At 70.8% G+C, this 22,717-nt stretch carries 22 protein-coding genes; 11 read left to right on the forward strand and 11 right to left on the reverse strand.

Going from position 1 to position 22,717, the window contains the following annotated elements; genetic code table 11:
- The first annotated feature begins 55 nt into the window (after positions 1-55).
- From phnC to ASE34_RS13985, 5 genes are read left to right on the forward strand one after another with little or no spacing between them, the layout of a single operon-like run.
- The gene (phnC, locus tag ASE34_RS13965) at positions 56-901 is read left to right on the forward strand and encodes a phosphonate ABC transporter ATP-binding protein (RefSeq protein ID WP_053097586.1); all 846 of its coding nucleotides are present in this window, start codon (positions 56-58) and stop codon (positions 899-901) included.
- Positions 898-2,634, forward strand: a complete 1,737-nt coding sequence (locus ASE34_RS13970) for a PhnE/PtxC family ABC transporter permease (protein WP_056279620.1) — start codon at positions 898-900, stop codon at positions 2,632-2,634. Before phnC ends, ASE34_RS13970 begins: the two co-directional genes overlap by 4 nt.
- A complete protein-coding gene (locus tag ASE34_RS13975; RefSeq protein WP_056279622.1) occupies positions 2,631-3,779 on the forward strand; it encodes a TIGR03364 family FAD-dependent oxidoreductase in 1,149 nt (382 codons plus the stop codon). Before ASE34_RS13970 ends, ASE34_RS13975 begins: the two co-directional genes overlap by 4 nt.
- Positions 3,776-4,507: an HAD family hydrolase gene (locus ASE34_RS13980; RefSeq protein WP_056279623.1), complete on the forward strand. Its 732-nt coding sequence runs from the start codon at positions 3,776-3,778 to the stop codon at positions 4,505-4,507. The genes ASE34_RS13975 and ASE34_RS13980 overlap by 4 nt, the downstream gene beginning before the upstream one ends.
- A gap of 9 nt (positions 4,508-4,516) precedes the next feature.
- The gene (locus ASE34_RS13985; RefSeq protein ID WP_056279625.1) at positions 4,517-5,605 is read left to right on the forward strand and encodes an alcohol dehydrogenase catalytic domain-containing protein; all 1,089 of its coding nucleotides are present in this window, start codon (positions 4,517-4,519) and stop codon (positions 5,603-5,605) included.
- Positions 5,606-5,638: 33 nt separating this feature from the next.
- Here the strand turns inward: ASE34_RS13985 and ASE34_RS13990 are convergent, their stop codons facing one another.
- Both ASE34_RS13990 and ASE34_RS13995 read right to left on the reverse strand, forming a co-directional pair.
- Positions 5,639-6,232 (reverse strand): CinA family protein, encoded by a 594-nt coding sequence (locus tag ASE34_RS13990; RefSeq protein ID WP_082586668.1) that lies wholly within the window; start codon positions 6,230-6,232, stop codon positions 5,639-5,641.
- On the reverse strand, positions 6,229-6,750 hold the full coding sequence (locus tag ASE34_RS13995) for an FHA domain-containing protein (RefSeq protein WP_053097580.1): 522 nt from the start codon (positions 6,748-6,750) through the stop codon (positions 6,229-6,231). The genes ASE34_RS13990 and ASE34_RS13995 overlap by 4 nt, the downstream gene beginning before the upstream one ends.
- A 171-nt stretch (positions 6,751-6,921) precedes the next feature.
- On the opposite strand from ASE34_RS13995, the gene ASE34_RS14000 reads away from it, so the two are divergent.
- The 3 genes from ASE34_RS14000 (at position 6,922) to ASE34_RS14010 (ending at position 9,326) form a co-directional block, all read left to right on the forward strand.
- Positions 6,922-7,272, forward strand: coding sequence for a hypothetical protein (locus tag ASE34_RS14000; protein ID WP_056279627.1), 351 nt, complete (start codon positions 6,922-6,924; stop codon positions 7,270-7,272).
- Between the two features lie 153 nt (positions 7,273-7,425).
- On the forward strand, positions 7,426-8,310 hold the full coding sequence (locus ASE34_RS14005; RefSeq protein WP_056279629.1) for an SDR family oxidoreductase: 885 nt from the start codon (positions 7,426-7,428) through the stop codon (positions 8,308-8,310).
- A 44-nt stretch (positions 8,311-8,354) separates the two neighbouring features.
- The gene (locus ASE34_RS14010; RefSeq protein ID WP_072591721.1) at positions 8,355-9,326 is read left to right on the forward strand and encodes an EamA family transporter; all 972 of its coding nucleotides are present in this window, start codon (positions 8,355-8,357) and stop codon (positions 9,324-9,326) included.
- A 12-nt stretch (positions 9,327-9,338) separates the two neighbouring features.
- Here the strand turns inward: ASE34_RS14010 and ASE34_RS14015 are convergent, their stop codons facing one another.
- Entirely contained in the window at positions 9,339-10,100 is a 762-nt protein-coding gene (locus ASE34_RS14015; protein WP_053097576.1) for a YidC/Oxa1 family membrane protein insertase, read from the reverse strand.
- Positions 10,101-10,162: 62 nt separating this feature from the next.
- The gene (locus ASE34_RS14020; protein ID WP_053097575.1) at positions 10,163-10,435 is read right to left on the reverse strand and encodes a DUF6412 domain-containing protein; all 273 of its coding nucleotides are present in this window, start codon (positions 10,433-10,435) and stop codon (positions 10,163-10,165) included.
- A gap of 103 nt (positions 10,436-10,538) precedes the next feature.
- Here ASE34_RS14020 and ASE34_RS14025 point away from each other — a divergent pair, with 103 nt between their 5' ends.
- Positions 10,539-11,585, forward strand: coding sequence for an NAD(P)H-dependent flavin oxidoreductase (locus tag ASE34_RS14025; protein WP_056279631.1), 1,047 nt, complete (start codon positions 10,539-10,541; stop codon positions 11,583-11,585).
- 97 nt (positions 11,586-11,682) lie between these two features.
- Here the strand turns inward: ASE34_RS14025 and purU are convergent, their stop codons facing one another.
- Positions 11,683-12,534: a formyltetrahydrofolate deformylase gene (purU, locus tag ASE34_RS14030; protein WP_056279633.1), complete on the reverse strand. Its 852-nt coding sequence runs from the start codon at positions 12,532-12,534 to the stop codon at positions 11,683-11,685.
- A 93-nt stretch (positions 12,535-12,627) separates the two neighbouring features.
- Between purU and ASE34_RS14035 the strand changes: the two genes are divergently transcribed.
- On the forward strand, positions 12,628-13,842 hold the full coding sequence (locus ASE34_RS14035) for a cation:proton antiporter (protein WP_056280256.1): 1,215 nt from the start codon (positions 12,628-12,630) through the stop codon (positions 13,840-13,842).
- A complete protein-coding gene (locus ASE34_RS14040; protein WP_056279635.1) occupies positions 13,839-14,297 on the forward strand; it encodes a hypothetical protein in 459 nt (152 codons plus the stop codon). The genes ASE34_RS14035 and ASE34_RS14040 overlap by 4 nt, the downstream gene beginning before the upstream one ends.
- 55 nt (positions 14,298-14,352) lie before the next feature.
- Here ASE34_RS14040 and ASE34_RS14045 read toward each other — a convergent pair whose 3' ends face one another.
- The 6 genes from ASE34_RS14045 to ASE34_RS14070 all read right to left on the reverse strand — a co-directional run bounded on the left by ASE34_RS14045 (position 14,353) and on the right by ASE34_RS14070 (position 22,696).
- Positions 14,353-15,075, reverse strand: coding sequence for a glutamine amidotransferase-related protein (locus ASE34_RS14045; RefSeq protein WP_053099224.1), 723 nt, complete (start codon positions 15,073-15,075; stop codon positions 14,353-14,355).
- A gap of 100 nt (positions 15,076-15,175) precedes the next feature.
- On the reverse strand, positions 15,176-15,916 hold the full coding sequence (locus tag ASE34_RS14050; protein WP_200955179.1) for a LysR substrate-binding domain-containing protein: 741 nt from the start codon (positions 15,914-15,916) through the stop codon (positions 15,176-15,178).
- Between the two features lie 52 nt (positions 15,917-15,968).
- Entirely contained in the window at positions 15,969-16,376 is a 408-nt protein-coding gene (locus ASE34_RS14055; RefSeq protein ID WP_056279637.1) for a DapH/DapD/GlmU-related protein, read from the reverse strand.
- Positions 16,377-16,457: 81 nt separating this feature from the next.
- Positions 16,458-17,231, reverse strand: a complete 774-nt coding sequence (locus ASE34_RS14060; RefSeq protein ID WP_056280260.1) for a DNA-formamidopyrimidine glycosylase family protein — start codon at positions 17,229-17,231, stop codon at positions 16,458-16,460.
- The gene (locus ASE34_RS14065) at positions 17,231-18,070 is read right to left on the reverse strand and encodes an EI24 domain-containing protein (protein ID WP_157538276.1); all 840 of its coding nucleotides are present in this window, start codon (positions 18,068-18,070) and stop codon (positions 17,231-17,233) included. The genes ASE34_RS14060 and ASE34_RS14065 overlap by 1 nt, the downstream gene beginning before the upstream one ends.
- Positions 18,071-18,103: 33 nt before the next feature.
- Entirely contained in the window at positions 18,104-22,696 is a 4,593-nt protein-coding gene (locus ASE34_RS14070; RefSeq protein ID WP_056279639.1) for an ATP-dependent helicase, read from the reverse strand.
- Positions 22,697-22,717: the final 21 nt, after the last annotated feature.

Raw genomic sequence — 22,717 nt, forward strand, 5'->3', positions numbered from 1 at the left:
GCGGGGCGCTCACCCGCAAGAATCACGCTCGACGCCACGACCCTGGAGAACTGACATGAACACGGCAACCGATGCCCTCATCCGCCTGGACGGTGTGACGAAGACCTTCGGCTCGACCACCGCGCTGAAGAACGCATCGCTGCAGGTCTCACGCGGCGAGATCGTCGTGCTGCTCGGGCTCTCCGGCTCGGGCAAGTCGACGCTGCTGCGCCACCTCGACGGTCTCGAGGTGCCGACCTCGGGCGAGATCGAGGTGCTCGGCGCGAAGGTCCCGACGCTCAAGGGCAAGGCGCTGCGCGCCCTCCGCAGCCGGGTGGGCTTCATCTTCCAGCAGTTCGAGCTCGTGCCCTCGCTGACGGTGCTCGAGAACGTGCTCACCGGATCTCTGTCGGAGGTCCGCGGCCCGCGGCTCGGCCTCTGGGGCTACTCGAAGGCGGCGAAGCTGCGCGCCCTCGAGCACCTCGATCGCGTCGGGCTGCTCGACCGGGCCTATCAGCGCAGCGACACCCTCTCCGGCGGCCAGCAGCAGCGCGTGGCGATCGCCCGCGCCCTGATGCAGAAGCCCGACATCCTGCTCGCCGACGAGCCCGTCGCATCCCTCGACCCGGAGTCCAGCGACCAGGTGATGGCGCTGATCCGTGAGATCGCCGCCGACGAGGGGCTCACGGTCGTCTGCAGCCTGCACCAGGTCGACCTCGCGATCTCGTGGGCCGACCGCATCGTGGGGCTGCGTCACGGCGAGATCGTGCTCGACACCCCGACCGGCGACCTGACCAAGGCCGAGGTCATGGAGATCTACGGCCGCGTCGCCACGACCACCGCAGAGATCCGCGCCGTGCAGGACGAACTCACCGAGATCACGGTCGACGTCGCCCAGCTCGACAAGGCGCGGGCCTCATGACCGTCCTCTCGGACCCGCCGCGGGCGCACGCGACCCCCGCACGCACGAGTGTCGCCGATCGAGCTCCTCGCCGCCCGATCTCCGCCGAGCGCATCGCCGCCGGGCTGACGCTGCTGGCGCTCCTGGTGCTCGGCATCCTCGCGGTCGACGAGGTCGGCATCTCGATCCCGGCGATGGTGCAGAGCTGGGGCAACGCCGAGAACTTCATGGCCCGAGTCGGCGGCCTCTCGTTCCCTGAACCGGCCGACCTCGCCTGGCTGATCGCCCTCACCGTCGGGCTCGTGCTCGTCGGCACGTTGCTCGCCGCCGCCCTGTCGGTGCCGATCGCCTACCTCGCAGCCTCCAACACGACCCCCGGCAACGGATGGCGTGCCGCCGCGCGGTTCGTGGGAGTGCTCACCCGAGCGCTGCCGGACGTCGTGCTCGCGATGGCGTTCGTTCTCATGTTCTCGCTCGGCACCCTGCCCGGCATCCTCGCCATCGGCATCCATTCGATCGGGATGATCTCGAAGATGTTCGCCGACGCGATCGAGCAGATCGACGAGGGCCCCCGGCTCGCGATCCGCGCCGCGGGGGGATCGAAGATGCAGGAGTTCGCCTCAGGAATCCTTCCCCAGGTGCTGCCGAGCTGGGTCGCGACGGTGCTGCACCGCAACGACATCAACCTGCGCGGCAGCGTCGTGCTCGGCTACGTGGGCGTGGCCGGCCTCGGACTCGAGATGTCCTACGCCTTCAAGTCGCTGAACTACGGCAAGGGCCTCGGCATCGCCCTGGTCATCTTCATCCTGTGCGTCGTGATGGAGATCGTGTCGAGCCTGGTGCGCGGGGCAATGCTCGGCCAGCAGCGGCAGACGCGGTCGTGGATCGACCGCATCATCCACCCGCGACTGCGCGGGGCGACGGGCGCGGCGACGACGGAGCGCCCGGAGTGGGCGGCCAGCCCGCAGACCGCCGTGCGTCGACCGTGGACCGCGGAGCGGGTGCGCAACACGATCGGCATCGGGACGGCGGTGCTCGTCGTCATCGGCAGCGTCGTCGTCAGCCAGATCAACTGGATGGACTTCTTCACCTTCTGGGCCAAGCTCCCCGAGGTCGCAGCGAAGTTCTGGCCGCCGTCATTCGGCAGCTATGAGGCGTCCGCGATGATCGCGGCCATGCGGGACACGGTCGCGATCGCACTCGCGGCGACGGTGCTCACGCTGCTGCCGTCGCTGATCCTCGGCTCCCTCGCCGCGAGCAACGTCGCACCCGGAGCGGGAGCGCGGGGCATCGCGCGCTTCCTGCTCGTCGGCATCCGCGGCATTCCCGAGCTGATCCTCGCGATCGTGCTCGTCGTCATCACCGGCCTCGGCGCCCAGGCGGGAGTCATCGCGCTGGCCATCGGCGGCATCGGTCTGCTCGGCAAGCTGATCGCCGATTCCCTCGAGGAGGTCGACCGTGGGCCCGAACGGGCCCTGCGGGCGGTCGGCGCCACCCGGCTGCAGACCTACGCCTCGGCGACCGTGCCACAGGGCATGCAGGCGCTCATCGGGCACAGCTTCTACATGCTCGACACGAACATCCGCGCCGCGACCATCCTCGGCATCGTCGGCGGAGGCGGTGTCGGGTACTACCTGCTCAACGCCAGCCAGGGTTCGCGCTATGAGACCGTGACGGCGATCGTGCTGATGATCCTCGTCACCGTGCTCGTCGTCGAAGGGCTCGCGATGTGGATGCGCAAGGTGTTCCGATGAGCGGCCGCACCGGCTCGACCGACTCCGCCGACCTCGTGGTCGTCGGCTCGGGGATCATCGGCCTCGGCGCCGCCTACGCGGCGGTACGGCGGGGTCTGAGCGTCATCGTCGTCGACAGAGCGGATGCTCCCGTCGGCGCGACGATCCGCAACTTCGGCCACCTCTGCATCGGCGCGCAGACGGGGGAGGCCCGGCGCTACGCGGACCTGTCCCGAGACCTGTGGCTGCGCCTCGCTCAGGATGCGGGGTTCTGGATCCGCGAGTCGGGGACACTGGTCGCCGCCCGCCACGCCGACGAGATCGCCGTGCTCGAGCAGGCGGCGGCCGATGGCGGCATCCGGATGCTCGATGCGGATGAGCTGCTGCGCCTCGCCCCGCTCCGTCGCCGGGGACTCCTCGGTGGAGCGCACATCGAGACCGACCTGCAGACCGATCCGCGCACCGCCGCCGCGGCGATCGTGCGGCACCTCGCAGGACTGGGCGTCGACTTCCGCTTCCGCACGGCGGCGACCTCCGTCGCCGGACGCCGCGTCGAGACGACGAGAGGCGCGATCACCACAGGCGCGGTCGTCGTCGCGGCGAATCACGACATCGACCAGCTGCTGCCGGAGGTGGCGGAACGGTCAGGCGTCGTCCGGTGCGCTCTCGACATGATGCGTGCAGCGGTGAGTCTCCGGCATCCGCTCTCCGCCCCGCTGCTGACCGGGTGGTCGCTCGTCCGCTACGGACGCTTCGCCGACGGTGCCGCCACCGCCGCGCTCCGCGATCGCCTGCATTCGGAGCGTCCGGATCTCGCCGCGCTCGATCTCAATCAGATGTACACGCAGCTGCCGGACGGCACGCTCATCATCGGCGACTCGCACGCCACATCGACCGCGCCGGAGCCGTTCCAACCCGAGGCCGCGTTCACGGCGTTCCTCGCCGAGGCGGAGGCGCTGTTCGAGATGCCGACCCCACGGGTGCTGGAGCGCTGGCAGGGCGTGTATGCGAAGGCGTCGAAGGACTTCCTCATCGACACGGTCGACGAGGGGGTGCTGGTGCTCGCCGCGACCACCGGCATCGGAATGACCACGGGTCTGGGGCTCGCCGACGAGAATCTCACCGCCACCTTCGGGTGGACACCTGCAATGGAAGGAACCTCATGACCACTCAGCTCGACGCAGCTCCGGCACCGGCGCTCGAACTCATCGTGCTCGACATGGCCGGCACGACGGTGCTCGACGACGGGGTCGTCGAGACGGCGTTCCAGCGCGCCGCCGAACGCACCGGAGTCGCCGATCGGATGCCGTGGGATGACGCGCTCGCGCACGTGCGCGCCACCATGGGGCAGTCCAAGATCGAGGTCTTCACGCATCTCGCGGGAGGAGACCGTGCCGCCGCCGAGCGCGCGACGGCCGCATTCGAAGGCGCCTACGCCGAGATCGTGGCCGAGCAGGGGGTCACCGAGATCCCCGGGGCGGCCGATGCGATCCAGGGGCTGAAGGACGCCGGTCTGAGGGTCGTGCTCACGACGGGATTCGCGCCGGTCACCCGCGATGCGCTGATCGACGGTCTGGGCTGGCGCGGGCTCATCGACCTCGCCCTCTCTCCGGTCGACGCCGGGCGCGGGCGTCCGGCACCCGATCTCGTGCTCACGGCGCTGATCCGCACGCAGACCTCGTCGGTCGCCGCTGTCGCTGTCGCCGGAGACACGATCAGCGACGTCGAGTCGGGCCGCCGCGCAGGCGCCGGTCTCGTCGCCGGCGTCCTGACGGGCGCCCACGACGCACGCGCGCTCGAGCTCGCCGGTGCCGACGTCGTGCTCGAGGACGTGACGCATCTTCGCGGCACGCTCACCGAGCGCGGGCTGCTCCCTCTCGTGCCCACGGTCTGAGGCCCTGACATGGGAACTCTGCTGATCCGTCCTCCCGGCCACCGTCGCGACGTGGCCCTGCGGCCCGCGGCCACAGCGATGGTGTGGATCGGTGAGGGCCACCCGCACGAGGTGATCGCCGTGCCCGGTGTCGCGCTCGGTGAGCACGACGTGCTCGTCGCCGTCGAGATGTCGACGATCTGCGGGTCCGACGTCCACACCGTGCACGGACGTCGGTCCGCCCCGGTGCCGCTGGTGCTCGGACACGAGAGCGTCGGACGTGTGATCGCCCTGGGCGACGGCGGGGCCTCGACGGTCGACGGCGTCCCCGTGCGCATCGGGGATCGGATCGTCTGGTCGGTCACGATCTCGTGCGGCACCTGCGACAGGTGCGCCCAGGGTGTGCCGCAGAAGTGCCGCGCGCTCGGCAAGTACGGTCATGACCGCATCGGCGTGCACGGCGACCTCACCGGCGCGTTCGGCTCGCACGTCCAGGTGCGGGCGGGCACCGCGATCGTGCGGGTGCCCGAGTCCCTGCCAGCCGCGGTGCTCGCTCCGGCATCGTGCGCGACCGCGACCGCCTGGGCCGCCGTCGCCCGGGCTGCGCGCGATCACGACCTCGACGGCGCGACCGTCCGCATCCACGGAGCCGGACTCGTCGGGCTCTCGGCCGCGGCGATCGCGGTGGAGCACGGCGCGACGGTCGAGGTGCTCGACCCCGCACCCGAACGGCTGGCTCTGGCCGCACGCTTCGGCGCCGGTCCGATCGATCGTGATCCGGATGTCGTGATCGAGGCCTCGGGGCATGCCGTGGCCGAGGCGCTCACCGGCGTCGCCACCGGGGGCACGGTCGTGCTGGTCGGGAGCGTCTTCCCTGCCGAGCCGGTGCCCCTCGACGCCGAGAGCATCGTTCGACGGCTGGTGACCGTCACCGGCGTGCACAACTACACGGGATCGGAGCTCGCCGAGGCTGTCGCATTCCTCGCAGGACGAGGACGCGCCTACCCGTTCGTGGACGCGGTCGGCGAAGTGCGGCAGCTCGCCGACCTCGACGAGGCCATCACCGCGGCATCCGCACCCGGCGCGCCGTTGCGCATCGGCGTCGTACCCGGACGCTGACGGGAGACGGGTCGAGCGCAGGAGAGCCAGGGCTCAGGCCGTGGGCTCTGCCGCGCCATCTCCCTGGGCGCCATCTCCCTGGGCGTCGTCTTCGGCGTCGTCTTCGGCAGCCGCGGATGCCGAAGACTCCGGTCCCGAGCGCCGCGGTCCCGCAGGGCGGATGCCCTCGGCATGGAAAGCGAGCAGCCGCATGGCGGTGTCGACCGTCTCGTCGAGGACCTCCTGCGGATCGCCGCTGAGAGCCAGCCTGCGGTGACCGACCCCGTCGCCCGTGGCCCATCCGACGTAGACGGTGCCGGGCTCGTGCCCGCCTTCAGGATCGGGCCCGCCGACCCCCGTTGTCGAGATGCAGACGTCGGCGTCGAACAGCCGCAGTGCGCTCGCGGCGAGATGCTCGGCGCACTCGGGGGAGCACGGATCCGTTCCGGGCGTGAGTCCGAGCAGGCTCTCCTTCACATCGGTGAGGTAGGCCACGATGCCGCCGGCGAACCACGAACCGGCATCGGCCCCCGCGCCGATCGTGCTCGCCAGACGTCCCGAGGTCAGGGATTCGACCACGCAGATGCGCAGTCCGCGCTCAGCGGCGACGTCGCTGACGCGGCCCAGCGGTGACTGCTCTGCTGTCACTTCTCTTCAGCGGAGTCCGCGTGCGTCGGGGCGTCGGACTCGATGGTCGCCTCGTCGGAGTAGTCGGGCCGCGGGGGCTGCAACGGCTGGTCGGAGTACTCGCCGCCGAGGCGTCCGCCGTACGGGCGCCCGTGGTCGGCGAACTCGTCGCGTGCGTAGACCAGCTCCCACTCGCCGACGGTGAAGCGTGCGCCGGTGCGCAGCGTCTGGGTGCGATCGCCGGGGTGGGTGGCGGTGGCGTCGGGGTTGCTGTTCATCTCGCCCTCGCCGTGGAGTTCGAGGACGTACTCGTCACGGTCGTCGTGAGTGATCGTGGCGTGCACGGGGTCGGCGCCGTCGAGCCGCAGCTCGTTGTCGGCAGCGGAGCCGATGCGCACCACGTCGACCTCGAGGGCGAACTCGGCGCGCTCGCCGTCGCGCGTGACGCGCAGGCGCGGGTTGCCCTCGCCGAACTCGGCGTGAGTGGTCGTGGGGGTGTAGCCCTCATCGGAACGGTCGTCGATGTGTCGTGCGTTCATGGTGGGTCTCCTCGCGGTTCCTGCCAGGATATCGGCGAAGGGATCCGCACGCAGGGGGTTGACTTCGGCCCGCTCCGACCCCGTCTGGACAGCCCGCTCGGGCCGACGCATCGAGGGCCTGCGGTCCCATAAACTGCATGACGAAGACCTGCACACCAGAGGAGAGGGCGAATGGGCAAGTTCATCTACGAGGGCAGCGTGAAGACCGAGATCGAGGATCGCGCCCTCACCCACCTGCAGCTCGTGATGACCGCCAAGCTGCGACGCGCCGAGCCGTTCCCGTTCAGCTGGCGCGAAGACGCGAGCGTCGGCGGCGGCCGCACGACGGTGTGGGTGCAGCCGGGCAGCTCGCTCGCCTTCAAGTACTTCGGCAGCAGGCAGCCGTCGATCAACCGCGCCTGGATCGAGGCGCTCGCCTTCACCGCGAACGCGCCGAGCGGGCTGTATCTCGTTCCCGAGCCACAGGACACGTCCGGCCCCGTCGCGTCGGCCGACGACGAGCCCGCCGCCCCCGGGGCCTGAGCGGCCCGAGCCATTCACCTGTCGCACTCCGATCGTCGATCGAGGTGTCGATTGTCAACCCCCTCCCGAGGGCGCCGACGGGCCGCGAGTCTCGTTGAACGCCCGACTCAGGCCACGCACGATGATGGCGAGTCGCGAGGAAGAGGAGACACCATGGCAGACAGCACCCCCGACCCCCGCAGCCAGCACCGCGACGAGGAATTCCCCGGTCAGCAGCAGAACCAGCCGGGACTGACCGACGACATGCGCCCGACTCCCGACCACGGCGAGGAGTCGTACGTGGGCCACGGGCGTCTCGAGGGGCGTAGAGCCCTGATCACCGGCGGGGATTCCGGAATCGGCCGAGCCGTCGCGATCGCCTTCGCCCGCGAGGGAGCCGACGTGGCGATCGTGCACATGCCGGAGGAGCAGGCGGATGCCGACGAGACCATCGATCTCGTGCGCGCCGAAGGCCGCCAGGGGCTGAGCCTCGCCGGCGACGTCCGCGACGAGGCCTTCGCCACCGAGGTGGTGACCGAGACGCGGAGCGCCCTCGGCGGCCTCGACATCCTGGTGCTGAACGCCGCGTACCAGCACGACATCGACGGCTTCGAGAATCTCGAGACCGACCGCCTCCGCCGCGTGTTCGAGACCAACCTCTTCGGCCTGCTGTACTCGGCCAGGGCCGCGTACCCGCATCTGGAGTCCGGCTCCAGCATCATCGTCACGTCGTCCGTGCAGGCCTTCGAGCCGTCGCCCAACCTCATCGACTACGCGATGACCAAGGCGGCGCAGGTCGCGTTCGTCAAGGCGCTCGCCGAGGAGGCGGGAGAGCGCGGCATCCGCGTGAACGCCGTCGCTCCCGGCCCCATCTGGACGCCGCTGATCCCGGCCACCGGCTGGTCGGACGAGCGGGTGAAGACCTTCGGATCCGACACGCCTCTCGGCCGGGCCGGACAGCCGGCAGAGCTCGCCGGCGCCTACGTGTACCTCGCGTCGGCGGAGTCGTCGTACACCTCGGGCGCGGTGCTCGCGGTCACCGGCGGCAAGCACCTCTGACAGGGCCGGTTCGTCGGCATCCGCGCGCGCCGTAGGCTGGCTGGGTGAAGCAGTCCACGCCGTCCCGTCCGCTCGTGGGCGTCGTGCTCGTGGTCTGCTCCTGCCTGTCGCTGCCGTTCGGGGCCGCGGTCGCGGCCCAGCTCTTCCCGGTGCTCGGCCCGTGGGGTGTGACCTCGCTGCGCGTGGCGATCGCGGCGCTGCTGCTGGTCGTCATCGTGCGCCCGAGACCATTCCGGTGGTCGAAGTCGCAGTGGCTCGCCGCCGTGCTGTTCGGGGTCTCGCTCGCCGCGATGAACGGCTTCTTCTATGCCGCGATCGACCGCATCCCGCTCGGTCCGGCCGTCGCGATCGAGTTCCTCGGGCCGCTCGTCCTCGCCGCCGTGCTGACCAGGCGCCTCGTCGATGCCGCCTGGGTGGGGGTCGCGCTGCTCGGGATGGTACTGCTCGGCGTCGACGGACTGATCGGCGCCGAGCCCCTCGATCCGCTCGGGATCGTCTTCATCCTGATCGCCGCCGGCTTCTGGGCCATGTACATCCGGATGAGTGCCCGGGTGGGTGCCATCATCCCCGGCAGCAGCGGACTCGCGGTCGGCCTGGTCGTGGCCGCGATCCTGCTGATCCCGGTCGGTGTGCCGGCCGCGGTCACCGTCGCGGGCGACATGCAGCTGCTGCTGCTCGCCGCGGTCACCGCCGTGCTGTCGTCGGTGATCCCCTACAGCTTCGAGCTCGCCGCGCTGCGTCGCCTGCCGCAACGCGTGTTCGGCGTGCTCCTGAGCCTGGAGCCCGCGTTCGCGACGCTCGCCGGGTGGCTGATCCTCGGGCAGTCGGCGACTCCGCTGCGGATGCTCGCGATCGCCCTGGTGGTGGCGGCGAGCGTCGGCACGACGCTCGGCGTGCGACGTCAGCGCCGTCGAGACGATGCGGCCGCAGCCCGAGAGGTCGGGACCGCGCCCGACGGCGCCCGCCGCGACGACGAGCCCGGTCCCTTCACCGCGCCGATCCCGCTGCCCGAATGACCGGCCGACCCGTCAGGCGCTGACCGCAGCAGGCACGGGCAGCGGATAGCGGCGCCGCAGCAGCATCCGCTGCACCAGCGTCCAGACCACGGTCACGGTGAGATACAGCGCGGCGGCGAGCGGCACGAACATCGCGAAGACGGCCGTCAGATAGTGCAGAGCGCTGGTCACACGCAGCATCGTCGGCGAGTTCAGCGGCGAGTCGTCGTCGACCACGGCCGGCCGGAAGACCCGTCGTGTGATCTCGGCCACCACGATCATCACGGCGATCAGCGCACCGAAGACCCACAGCGTCTCCGGCGTCGCCGTGCCGCCGAAGACGGCGGAGACGAGACTGGTGCCCAGCGGTGCACCGAACAGGTCGTGCGTGAGCAGGTCGTTCGGGTGCCCGGCGATGTCGGGGCGGATGAACAGCGTGTACAGGATGCCGACGACCGGCGCCTGAGCGAGGACCGGCAGCATCCCGGCGAACGGAGACGTGTTCTCGGAGCGGTAGAGCTCGAGCATCTCCTTCTGCAGGCGCTCGGGATTCTTCTTGTGCCGGCGCTGCAGTTCGCGCAGCCGAGGAGCCAGGCGCGCTCTGGTCTGCTCGGCCTTCGCCTGCGAGACGCCGACGGGAATCAGCAGGGCGCGCACGAGAAGCGTGACGAGCACCACGGCGAGTGCGGCGGCGGATGCTCCGGCGAGCGGTTCGAGCAGTGCGGAGAGCCCGGCGAGGGCGCCGTACGCCGCGTCGAGCAGGAAGGTCAGGGGTGGGAAGGCGAAGATGTCCATGGAAGTCCGTTCGTGTGTCGGGAAGGGTCGGCGAAAGCCGCGCAGTCCCGTACGAGGACGGACTACGCGGAGACGGCGACTCCCGGCGCACGAGGACGCGGGTGACCGGCGGCGTCAGGATCGCTCTGGGCGAGCAGGGTCGAGACGTCGATCGCCCGCAAAGGGTGCGGGGCGCTGCGTGGAGAGGGCGGAGCGACGCTCAGCGCCACGGCGATCGTGAGGGTCGTCAGGGCGATCAGCGCGATCGCGACACCGAGTGCCGCGGCATCCGGCACCGCGATGACCCCGAGCGCGGCCGCGACGAAGCCGAGCATCTGCCCGAACCATTCGCTCATGCGCGCCTCCCTGATCCCTCACGCCGAGATTATCACCGGCATCCGAGTGCGGCATCGGTCGCGCGCCCGCCTCGGGGCAGGGGAGCGGAGATAGCCTCGAGGCATGAGTGATCTGCGCGCACTGCTCGGCATCGAACACCCCATCATCCTCGGTCCGTTCGGCGGGCTCTCCTCCGTCGGGCTCACGGCGGCGGTCAGCGAGGCCGGCGGCCTCGGCGGCTATGGGCTCTACGGCTACGACGCCGACCGCATCGGCGCGACGATCGCGTCTCTGCGGGAGGCGACCTCGCGTCCTTTCGCGGTGAACATCTGGCTGCCGACCGGCGACGAGGTCGAGCCGAATCCGCAGCACACCGTGTTCGCGCAGGCGCTGCAGCCGTTCTACGACGCGGTCGGACTCGAGGTGCCCGCCCGCCCCGAGCGCTACCTGCCTCCCCTCGACGAGCAGCTCGACGCGATCTTCGAAGCGGCACCACCCGTGCTGAGCACCGTCTTCGGGGTTCCGTCCGGGGCCGTCGTCGACGAGGCGCACCGCCGCGGCATCCGTGTCGTGGCAACCGCGACGACCGTCGCCGAAGCCGTCGCACTCGCGGGCGCCGGGGTCGACGCCGTCGTCGCGACCGGCTTCGAGGCCGGCGGCCATCGGGTGTCGTTCCTCCGTCCGGCCGAGGAATCGCTCGTCGGGACCTTCGCACTCGTGCCGCAGGTCGTGGATGCCGTCGATGTGCCGGTCATCGCGGCCGGCGGCATCGCCGACAGGCGCGGAGTCGCCGCCGCGTTCGCGCTCGGAGCGTCAGCCGTGCAGGTCGGCACGGCCTTCCTCGCGACGGCGGAGTCGGCGGCGAACCAGGCGCATCGCGACGCCATCCGCTCCACCGCCGCCGACGGCACCGTTCTCACGAAGGCGATGAGCGGACGCCTCGCCCGCGGCACCCGCAACCGTGCGGTGCGGGCGATCGAGGCGAGCGGGACGATCGCCCCGTTCCCGATGCAGAACTGGCTCACCGGCCGGTTCCGCGCGGCAGCGGGCGAACAGAACCTCGGCGAGTTGCAGTCGCTCTGGATGGGTCAGGGCGCGGCACTGGCCGGTCATGCGACCGCCGCCGAGGCCTTCGCCGAACTGCTGGCGGGAGTGCCGGAGGCCCGGTGAGGGTCGTTGTCGATCCGGGCTGTGAAGCTGGCCAGGTACGGGGGCTTGCCAGCGACGTCATCGGCTAGAGGCGTCGCACCCCTCTGAGCACCCCGGGTCAGAGGATGACGGTGGACCGGCCGTGGACGATCACACGGTCCTCGGCATGCCACTGCACGGCACGGGCGAGAACGAGGCGTTCGACGTCGGCGCCGCGCTGCTGCAGATCGGCGGCCGACTCCGAGTGCGTGACACGGGTGACGTCCTGCTCGATGATCGGTCCCTCATCGAGATCCGCCGTCGCGTAGTGCGCGGTGGCTCCGATCAGCTTCACACCGCGGTCCTTCGCCCTCGCATACGGGTTCGCCCCGATGAACGCGGGGAGGAAGGAATGGTGGATGTTGATGATCGGGGCGCCGAGACCCTCGATGAAGTCGTCGGTGAGGATCTGCATGTACCGGGCGAGGACCACCAGATCCACGTTGCCGCGCAGGAGCTCGAGCTGACGCTGTTCCATCGTCTGCTTGTCGCCTGAGGGGATGTGCACGAACGGCACCCCGAACGAGCGTACGGACTCGGCGAGGTCGGGGTGGTTCGAGACGACCATCGTGACGTCGATGTCGAGCTGGCCTCGCTGCGTGCGCCACAGCAGCTCCATCAGGCAGTGATCGTACTTCGAGACGAAGATCGCGACGCGCTTGCGCCGCGCGGTGTCGTGCAGCGACCACTCCATGCCGAACCGCTCGGCGACCTGAGCCAGATCGGCTTCGAGAGCCGTGCGCGCCGCAGAGAGCCCGGGGAGGTGGATCACCGTGCGCTGGAAGAACCGGCCGCCCTCGGAGTCGGTGGAGTGCTGGTCGAGCGAGATGATGTTCGCGCCGTGGACGGAGAGCACGCCGGCGACGGCGGCGACGATGCCGGGCTGATCATCGCAGGCGATCAGCAGGCGGGCGGTGTCGGGCTGAGACATGAGGGCTCCTCGGGGGTGTGCATCGATTCTGCCGTGGATGCGACCACCGGGCGAATCGGACGCATCGCGACGACGGGTCGCTACTCTGGGAGCGTGGACGCGGGCGATCTCGGACTGGTGCTGATCCCGCTGCTCGCCGTGGCAGCGCCGCTGCTGGCGCGCGGCATCCGACCCCTCATCCGCGTGCCGATCATCGTGTTCGAGCTCGTCCTCGGGATTCTCGCGGGGCCCGCGGCGCTCGGCTGGGTCGAGCCGACGCCCATCCTCGAGAAGCTCAGTGATTTCGGTCTCGCGATGCTGTTCTTCATCGCGGGCTCCGAGATCGACTTCCGGGCGGTCGCCGGACGGCCCCTCGTCCGCGCCTCGATCGGGTGGGCCATCAGCGTGGTGCTGGGCATCGGGATCGGCTTCCTCCTCGCCCCGGGCGAGGGGATGGTCGTGATCGCGATCGCCCTCAGCTCCACCGCACTCGGCACGCTGATGCCGATCCTCAGGGATGCGCAGGAGACCGACACCCCGTTCGGACGTGCGGTCACCGTGATCGGCGCGGTCGGCGAGTTCCTGCCGCTGATCGCGATCTCGCTCTTCCTCAGCACCCGCACCACCCCGCTCGCCACCGCGGTGCTGCTCGCCTTCGTCGTGCTCGCGGGGCTCGCCGTGCTCATGGCTCGGAGGATGCCGCACGGGCGCCTCCACTCGTTCGTGCGTGCGACCCTGCACACCTCCGACCAGTTCGGCGTGCGGTTCGTGCTGCTGCTCATCGCGTCGCTGGTCGGCCTCAGCGTCGTGCTCGACCTCGACATGCTGCTGGGTGCATTCGTCGCCGGAGCGGTGTGGCGCATCATCATGGCGCGCGCGCCCGAGAAGGACGCCGAGGCGGTCGAGACGAAGCTCGAGGCCATCGCGTTCGGCTTCCTCGTACCGATCTTCTTCCTCTACACGGGCGTGAACTTCGACCTGCAGGCGCTCACCGGCTCGTCGTCGGCGATGCTGATGCTTCCGCTGTTCCTCGTCGCGCTGCTCGTGCTCCGCGGCACGACCGCGCAGCTCTCCGCGCCGACGGGCGCGAGCGCCAGGGACCGCACCGCGATCGGGCTGCTGGCCGCCACCGGGCTGCCCATCATCGTCGCCGTGACGGCGATCGGGGTGGATCAGAAGATGATCGACACCGGCACGGCGGCAGCACTCGTCGGGGCCGGGATGCTGTCGGTGCTGCTGTTCCCCCTGATCGGGATGCTGATCCGCGGCGAGGCGGCACGACTCGTCGACCCGGCGCTCGTCCGCGAGACACCGCAGGGGGAGCTGTGACGGCCGCGTCCGCGCTCGTCGCCGACGCGGTGCGTGCGCTCGCCGGCCTTCCGAAGGAGGGACTCGGTGAAGAGCGCGAATCGCGGTGGCGCGGACGCCGCATCGTGCGGGTGGGCGAGGCGTGGCACCTCGGGGTGCTGCTGCTCACCGAGACGCACGCACTGGCGACCGCCGAGGTGCTGAGGGCCGCCGATCCGGGGCGCCGCGGCTACACGGCGGAGTCCGCGCGCGAGCGCGCAGAACGACGTGCTCTGGCACTGCGGGGCGGGTTCGACGAGGGCGATGTCGTGCACGTCGGATGGTCGGTGATCGACCTCGCCGTCGTGGACGCGGGCGGAGCATCCGGGCCTCTGGCGATGGTCGACACGGTGCCATCCGTGCGATGGAGCACGGCAGGCGGTTGGATGCCGCTCGAGGCATACCTCCGCGAACGGGTCGAGCTGCTGCGCGGCTGAGGCGACGGGCACGCCTGACCGGCTGAGCCCGCGGGTCAGGCTGAGCCCGCGGGCGTCAGGCTGCCGCGAACGTCTGCGCGAAACGGCGCAGCAGCGCCGCACCCTCCGTCACGGATGCCGACAGCACCTGCCCCTGCACGGCGTCGAACTCGTCGGGGTCGAAGTACCCGGTGGTGCGATAGAACGTCATCCGATCGGCGAAGTCCCGCGGAGTCGGCTCCGGATGGAACTGCGCCGTGTAAAGGTGGGTGCCCACCCGATACGCCTGCACGGGACAGGTGTCGTTCGTGGCGAGCAGCACCGCGCCCTCCGGCAGAGCCGCGGCGCTCTCCTTGTGAGCGGTGAAGACGGTGAGCGCGGGGGAGCTCGGACCGAAGACGGGGTCCGCGGCGCCGGCGGCGGTGGTCTCGATCACGGTGGCGCTCGCCGACTCGGGGGTGTCCGACGTGACCTGGCCGCCGAGCATCCGCGTCACCACGCCGATGCTGAAGCAGGTGAAGAAGGCGGCGACCTGCGAGTCGATCGCCAGCCGCGCGATGTGCTCGAGATCCGCTTCGACCCTCAGCTGCACGGCGGACTTCTCGACGTCGCTGACGTTGAACGGCGAGCCGCCGACGACGACGCCGCTGTATCGAGCGAGGCGCGCGGGGTCGAGGCGCTCGGTGAGCAGGTCGAGGCGGTCGACGACGTCGACGCCGAGCGCCCGTCGGAACGAGGCGTGCTCGGCATCCGCCGCCCCGAGTTCGGGGCGCACACAGACGTAGAGAAGCGAGACCACCACGAGAGTCTAACGACGACGGGACACGGTCGACGTCGCCGCCGACTCCGACCACATCACGGAGCCGCCGCGGAGCCGTCGCGGTGGCGGCGCGCTCGCGTCATCGGGATGAGTTGGACGTGCGGCCGCGCACGATCCCGACGAACGTCTCGACATCGGGGGTGGTGTGATCGCGGCGCCAAGCCAGGGCGACCGTCGAGGTGGGGCCGTCGGCCAGGGGTCGGTGGCCGACATCCTTGCGGTGGTGCAGGCGTGCGAGCGACATGGGGACGATCACGATACCCGTCCCGGTGGCGGCGGTCACGATGGCGTCCGCGACCGACAGCGGTGCGAAGGCCGGCGCGACGGCACCCGGGATGTCGATCGGACCGAGCGCATCGTCGGTCGGGACCATCACGATCTCGCCCGACAGATCGGCGACGGTCAACTCGTCGGCCGCGAGGAGGTGCGACTCGATCGATGCGACCACCACCGGCACCTCGTCGTACAGCGTGATGATGTGCAGGTTCTCATCTGCCAGCGGCAGGCGCACGAGGGCCGCATCGAGGTCGCCGATGGCGTCTCGCTGATCGGCGACCTCGATCGTCACCAGCTCGATGGGCACATGCGGCATCCGCTGCTTCCAGGCATCGATCCACTTGCCCGGCGTCGCGCCGGGGACGACCCCGAGACGGAATGTGCGCGGCTGCTCCGGTTCGGTGTCGGGCGCGTCGAAGACGACCTTGGCGGTCTTCTTCGGAGGCTTGGGCGGCGGGAACCGCTGAGCCGGTGCGGCCTTGTTGCGCCGCACGGGCGAGCCCTTGCCGGCACGTCCTGCCGGTCGTCGTCCCTGAGTCGCCATGTGCTCCAGGGTACCCGGCGGATGAGGTGAGACGTTCTGAGAGCGCGGCCGATCAGGCCGCGAGCCACAGCCCCTTCGGGTCGGTGGCGACCGTCAGTCCGGCCGCGACCGTCTCGTCGTCGCCGATGCGCGCACCGCGGACGATCCGCGCTCCCGCGCCGACCTCGGTGCGGACGCCGATGTGCGCGCCGTCTCCGACGTCGGCACCCTGGCCGATGTGTGCGTGCGCGTCGACGTGCGCACCCTCGCCGATCACGGCATCCGGTTCGATCCATGCGCCGCGGGCGATGGTCGCCCCCGCGCCGATACGGGCGCCGGGTTCGATGTAGGCGCCCGCTTCGATGTGCGCCTTCGGATGGACCTTCGCGCCGTGCGCGACGAGACCGCGACCGTTGGCGTGCTTGCGGTATCGCAGCGTGGCGCCCTGGTCGTTCTCGATGTCGACGTAGTTCTTTCCCACGATTCCTCCCGTGTTCCGGAGTTCTCCGGATATATCAATAACCACGGGGGTGCCGGATTCATTCCCGAGCATGGATGCGGGTCATCGCTGACACACGGGACACCAGAATGTGATCCTCTCGCGGGTCGGATCCGCGCCCTGCTCGCCGCGTCTGATGGGGGTTCCGCAGCGGCGGCACTGGCGTCCGGCACGTCCGTACACCCACGTCCCCTGACCGGGGCGGTCGACTCCGGTGAAGGTGCGATGGCGACGATCGCGGTTCGCGCGGATCGTGCGCACGCCGAGGTCGAGCAGTGCGGGAACGTCGACCTCCGGTGCGGGGGTCGTCGGCAGGATTCCGCGGAGGAACAGGAGTTCCGCGGCGTATTCGTTGCCGAACCCCGCGACGTTGCGCTGGTCGAGAAGGGCGACGTGGATGCTGCGGGTGTCGGCGCTCACGCGTCTGGCGGCCTCGACGGCATCCCAGTCCGGGCCGAGCGGATCGGGGCCGAGATGGCCGACGAGCTCGTCCTCGTCGCGGGTCGGAACGACCTCGATCTCGGCGAGGTCGATGCCCACCGCCTCGCGCTGCGCCGTGCCGACGATCGCGCGGACCTTGAACGCCGGATGCCGCCACTTCTCACCCGCCCGGTAGACGAGCCAGGCGCCGTCCATGCGCAGATGGGAATGCAGCGTGCTGTCGCCGATCCGCAGCAGCAGATGCTTGCCGCGCGCGATCGACGAGAGGATCGGCTGACCCGTCAGATCGAGCGTCGCGAATCGCGGCACCCGAAGGTCGAAGCGCGCCACCTCGCCGCCGACCAGCGCCTCGTCGAGACGTCTGGCGGTGCGGAAGACGGTATCGCCCTCGGGCATCAGGCGTGCCCTGACCCGGGGGGTGGCGGCAGCGGCGCCGAGACGCTGCCCGGCAGGGGAGGCGGAGGAGTGTGCTGTGGAGCGTGCTGCGGAGTGTGCTGTGGCAGCGGCGTGCGCTGCAGCATGGTGCGCGCGAGGGCAGTGGCACCCGCGACAGCGGCGGGCATGACCGCGACAGCCCCGCCGGGGATCAGAAAGCACAGCTGCGTGGCGACACCGAAGCCGAGCACGCGCGCGCGGCTGCCGCGGAACAGCACCGCCCGGTCGGCAGGGCTGAGATCGCGGGCGTCGAACGCCCGCCCGGTGAGCTCGCGGGCGAGCATCCGTCCCGACAGCACGACGCCGCCCACCGCACCGAGGAATCCGCCGATGAGAGGGATGAGACCGAGGAGCAGCACGGCGATCGCGATCAGGATGCCGAGAACCACGAGTCTCAGGCCCTCGCCGACCGCCATCCAGAATCCGCCGCCGTCCGAGGGCGGGGCGTCGCCGAGATCGGCCTCGACAGCGCGCCAGATGCGCTGGTAGAACGGGTCGCCGATCGTCAGGGCGAGGGCGCTGAACACGGCGCTCGCGAGTGCGAGCGCCGCGGCGAAGATCACGATGCCTACGGCGGCGCGCAGCACCGAGCGCCAGGCCGGGATCCAGCCGTCGGCGAAGGGGGTGAGACCGTCGGAGATCGGCCCGAGAGTGAGCGCCAGCGGTATGAGTCCGGCGAGCAGCACCAGCGCGGCGATGAAGCCCGGTACGAGACCGAGGGCCATGAGCCCCGGTCGGCGCCGCCATGTGCCGAAACCGCGCAGCAGGGTGCGGACGCCGCTGATGAACTCCCCGATCATGCGTCCAGCCTAGAAGCAGTGGTCATGGGCCGGTCAGATCGCCTTGCGCAGCGTGTAGCCGCGGGGGGTGGCCACGAATCCGGACTCCTGCAGAGCGAGGGCGAGCTCGGTGCCGTACACGCCTTCGCCGTTGACCTTCTCGACCGTGAGGGTGTCGAGGCGCCGCGCGCGGGCGGTCGCTGCGAGGTCGGTCGCTGCCGCGCGCAGCACCTCGGCGTCGTCGGTGAAGCACAGCACCGTGCGTCCCCCGCGTTCGAGGTAGAGGACGAGCGATCCGTCGACGATCACCACCAGGCCTCCGGCCTTGCGCCCGGGGCGATGCGAGACCTCGTCGCGCTTGGGCCATCCGAGCGCCGCGCCGTAGGGGTTGGCGGGATCTGTCGCGGCGAGCGTGACGGCATTGCGGGGAGGCGGATCGGCGAGCCCGGCGAACGTGCGAAGTCGGTCGACGGTGGCGGATGCCGCGAACTGCGCCGCGCCGAGCCTCTCGATCACATAGCCGCGGCGGCAGTGCCCAGCCTCCTCGAAGCCGGCGAGGACCCGGTATGTCTGCGCGAACCCGCCCGGCACGCCCTCGGCCTGCACGGCTCCGCGGGTGACCACGCCGTAGCGGTCGAGGAGCAGCCCTGCGGTGACGGTCGCACGACGAGCGGCATCCGTGTCGACGGTGGGCAGCAGCGACCAGCGCCCGCCGATCGACGTCGGTCGGGGCGCGGTCCGTGCCAGCGACATCCCCCGATAGGTGCGCGTGCGCGGAGCGCGTCGGGTGACCCGGTGCGCCTGGGAACCACCGGCCAGCAGCGACCGGATCGGGGCGAAGGTGTCGTTGGTGACCCGGCCGCCCCACGTCAGCGCCCACAGCGCCTCGAGCACGGACTGCTCGTTCTCGGCGCCGGTCATGTCCTTCAGCTGACCGGCGAAGTACGCGCCACCCGCATCCAGCGCGATCAGCACTCGGGCCTCGAGCGAGTCGGCGGCGATCTCGTCGTCGGGCTCGGGCAGCGTGAACGGCGCGAGGTCTGCGGGATGCAGCGAGACCCAGCCGTCGCGCCCCGGCAGCGTGCCGTGGCCCGACCAGATGACCTCTCCCGAGGCAGTGAGCTCGTCGAGCAGGGCGGGGGAGTAGTCGCGCACCCGAGAGGGCAGCACGAGCGACTCCCACGCGCTCGCGGGCACGGGCACCCCGGCGAACTGCTCGATCACCGCGAGCACCCCGTCGAGTCCCTCGAGCGGGCGTCCCAGGTGCTGCCAGTCCGGCAGGAAGCGCGCATACGCCTCGGGTGACACGGGCTCGACGCTGCCTCGGATCGCGGCGAGCGACCGCATCCGCAGGCGGCGCAGCACCTCGGTGTCGCACCATTCGGTCTCGTTCCCCGTGCCCGAGGCCTCGGGCAGGAAGTAACCGCTGGTCAGTCTGCCCGAGTGCTCGAGCCGCTGCAGGGTATGCCGCGCGACGGCGGCGCCGAGCCCGAATCGCGTCGCGACGGCATCCGTCGTGAAGGGACCATGCGTGCGGGCATAGCGCGCGATGAGGTCGCCGAGCGGATCGGCGAGCGGTTCGAGGAATGCGACGGGGATGCCGGTGGGCAGCGCGGCCCCGAGTGCGTCACGCAGCCGACCGGCGTCCTCGATGGCTGCGACGCGCGTGGTGCCGGCGACGGTGACGGGGATCGCGCGGCGAGCGGCGATCAGAGCGTCGAGGTGGTCGGATGCGGACCCCGTCTCCGGGTCGAGTCGTGCGTCGATCTCGGCGGCATCCATCGGACCGAGCATCCGCAGCAGATCGGCGACGCCTTCGAGACCTCGCGCTCGTCGCTCGGGGTCGAGGCGCTGCGCTTCTCTCTCGAACTGGGCGATGACGTCGGGGTCGAGCAGCTCGCGGAGCTCGATTGTGCCGAGCAGCTCGCCGAGCAGCGCGGGGTCGACCGAGAGGGCGGCCGCCCGGCGCTCGGCGAGGGGAGAGTCCCCTTCGTACATGAAGGCGCCGACGTAGCCGAACAGCAGGTCGCGGGCGAAGGGCGAGGGCTGAGACGGCTGCGTCTCGACGAGCCGGATGCGCCGGTCGGCGATCGACACCGCCAGCGTGCGCAGCGAGGGCAGGTCGTAGACGTCCTGCAGGACCTCACGGAGCGTCTCGAGGATCACGGGGAACGTCGGGTGCCGGCGCGCCACCTCGAGCAGCTGCGCCGAACGCTGACGCTGCTGCCACAGCGGGGTGCGCCGGTTGGGGTTGGTGCGCGGCATGAGCAGCGCGCGCGCCGCGCATTCGCGGAAGCGCGACGCGAACAGCGCCGAGCCGCCGACCTCCTGGGTGACGAGCTGCTCGAGTTCATCCGGGTCGAACACGAAGAGCTCGGCCCCGGGCGGCTCGGCCTCGGCATCCGGGATGCGCACGATGATGCCGTCGTCGCTCGCGACCGCAGAGCCCTCGACTCCGAGTCGCTCGCGGATGCGGGCGTTGATCGCCAGCGCCCACGGTGCATGCACCTTCATGCCGTACGGGGAATGAAGGATGACCCGCCAGTCGCCGACCTCGTCGCGCCCGCGCTCGACCGTCAGAGTGCGATCGGTCGGCAGCGTTCCGGTCGCTTCGCGCTGCTCGGTCAGGTGCGCCATCAGGTTCATCCGCGCCTGCGCGTCGAGTCCGGCTTCGATCAGTCGCTGGGCGGCCTTCTCGGGAGTCGCGGCGGAGACCTCTCGCGAGAACCTCCCCAGCGCCTCGCCGAGCTCGAACGGTCGGCCGATGCCGTCTCCGTGCCAGAACGGCACCTTGCCGGGCTGGCCGTAGGCGGGGATGACGTTGACCCGGTCATGGGTGATCTCGGCGATCCGCCAGCTCGTCGTGCCGAGCGTGAAGACGTCGCCCACTCGCGACTCGTAGACCATCTCCTCGTCGAGCTCGCCGACGCGGGCGCCGGTCGACTCGCCGGCGACGAAGACCCCGAAGAGTCCGCGATCGGGGATCGTGCCCCCGCTCGTGACGGCGATGCGCTGCGCGCCCGGACGTCCGGTCAGGGTGCCGGCGTCTCTGTCCCACACCAGCCGCGGGCGGAGCTCGGCGAACTCATCGGAGGGGAACCGTCCGGCGAGCAGGTCGAGCGTCGCCTCGTAGGCCGATCGCGGGAGCGACTGGAACGGAGCCGAGCGACGCACGGTCTCGAACCACTCCTCGACGCTGATCTCGCCGAGGGCGCTGGCGGCGACCGTCTGCTGCGCGAGGATGTCGAGTGGATTGCGGGGCACCTGGATCGCCTCGATCTTGCCCGCCAGCATCCGCTCGGTGACGATCGCGGTGTGCAGCACGTCGCCGCGGTGCTTCGGGAAGAGGGCGGCCCGGCTGATCTCGCCGACCTGGTGACCTGCTCGCCCGACGCGCTGCAGACCGGAGGCCGCGGACGGCGGAGCCTCGACCTGGATCACCAGGTCGACCGCACCCATGTCGATGCCGAGCTCGAGGCTGCTCGTCGCGACGACGCAGCGCAGGACACCGGACTTGAGCTCTTCTTCGACCTGGGCGCGCTGCTCTTTCGAGACCGACCCGTGGTGCGCCTTGGCGAGCACGGGGTCTGCTCCGGCGGTGGCACCTGCCTGCGCCATCATGGCTGCCGGCACGGAGGCCTCGGGCAGTGCGACGCCGATGCGCTCGGAGTAGATCTCGTTGAGTCGCCCGGTGAGGCGCTCGGCGAGGCGACGCGAGTTGGAGAACACGATGGTCGACTTGTTCTGCAGGATGCGATCGACGATCGCCTCCTCGACGTGGGGCCACACGGAGCCGGTGACCTCGGTGTACTCCGCATCCGCCGCATCTCCGGCATCCTTCGGCGCGCCGGGAGGGGGTGGCGGATTGGTCATGTCGTCCATCGGCACCACGACGCCCAGCTCGAACGTCTTGGACGCCGGCGGCGCGACGATCTCGACAGGCGCCGCGCCGCCGAGGAACCGCGCGACCTCGTCGATCGGACGCACGGTGGCCGACAGGCCGATACGCTGTGCGGGTTCGTCGTGGCCGTGGGTGCGACGCAGCGCATCGAGCCGCTCGAGGCTCACCGCGAGGTGGGCTCCGCGCTTGGTCGCGGCGACCGCATGCACCTCGTCGATGATGACCGTGTGCACATCGCGCAGCGTCTCGCCGGCGCGACTGGTGAGCATCAGATACAGCGACTCGGGGGTCGTGATGAGGATGTCGGGCGGATCGGAGACCAGCTTGCGGCGATCGCTCGAGGTCGTGTCGCCCGAGCGCACGCCGACCGTCACCGAAGGGGCCTCGACGCCGAGCCGCCTGGCCGACTGGCCGATGCCGATGAGGGGCGAGCGCAGGTTGCGCTCCACGTCGACGCCGAGCGCCTTCAGCGGCGAGATGTAGAGGATGCGCGTGCGCGAGGCGTCGGCGGCCTTCGTGCGCTTCGCGGGAGGGGTGGGCTGCTCGATGCGCTCGCGGAACACGCTGTCGATCGCCCAGAGGAAGGCCGAGAGCGTCTTGCCCGAGCCGGTCGGTGCGACGACGAGCGCGTGCTTTCCGGCAGAGATCGCATTCCAGGCGCCCGACTGGGCGGGCGTGGGTTCGGGAAACGCACCCCGGAACCAGTCTTGCGTGGCAGGGGTGAAGCGTTCGAGCACGTCGCTCATCCCTCCATCATCACCCGTGCC

Source organism: Microbacterium sp. Root280D1, from assembly GCF_001428975.1.
Taxonomy (GTDB): Bacteria; Actinomycetota; Actinomycetes; order Actinomycetales; family Microbacteriaceae; genus Microbacterium.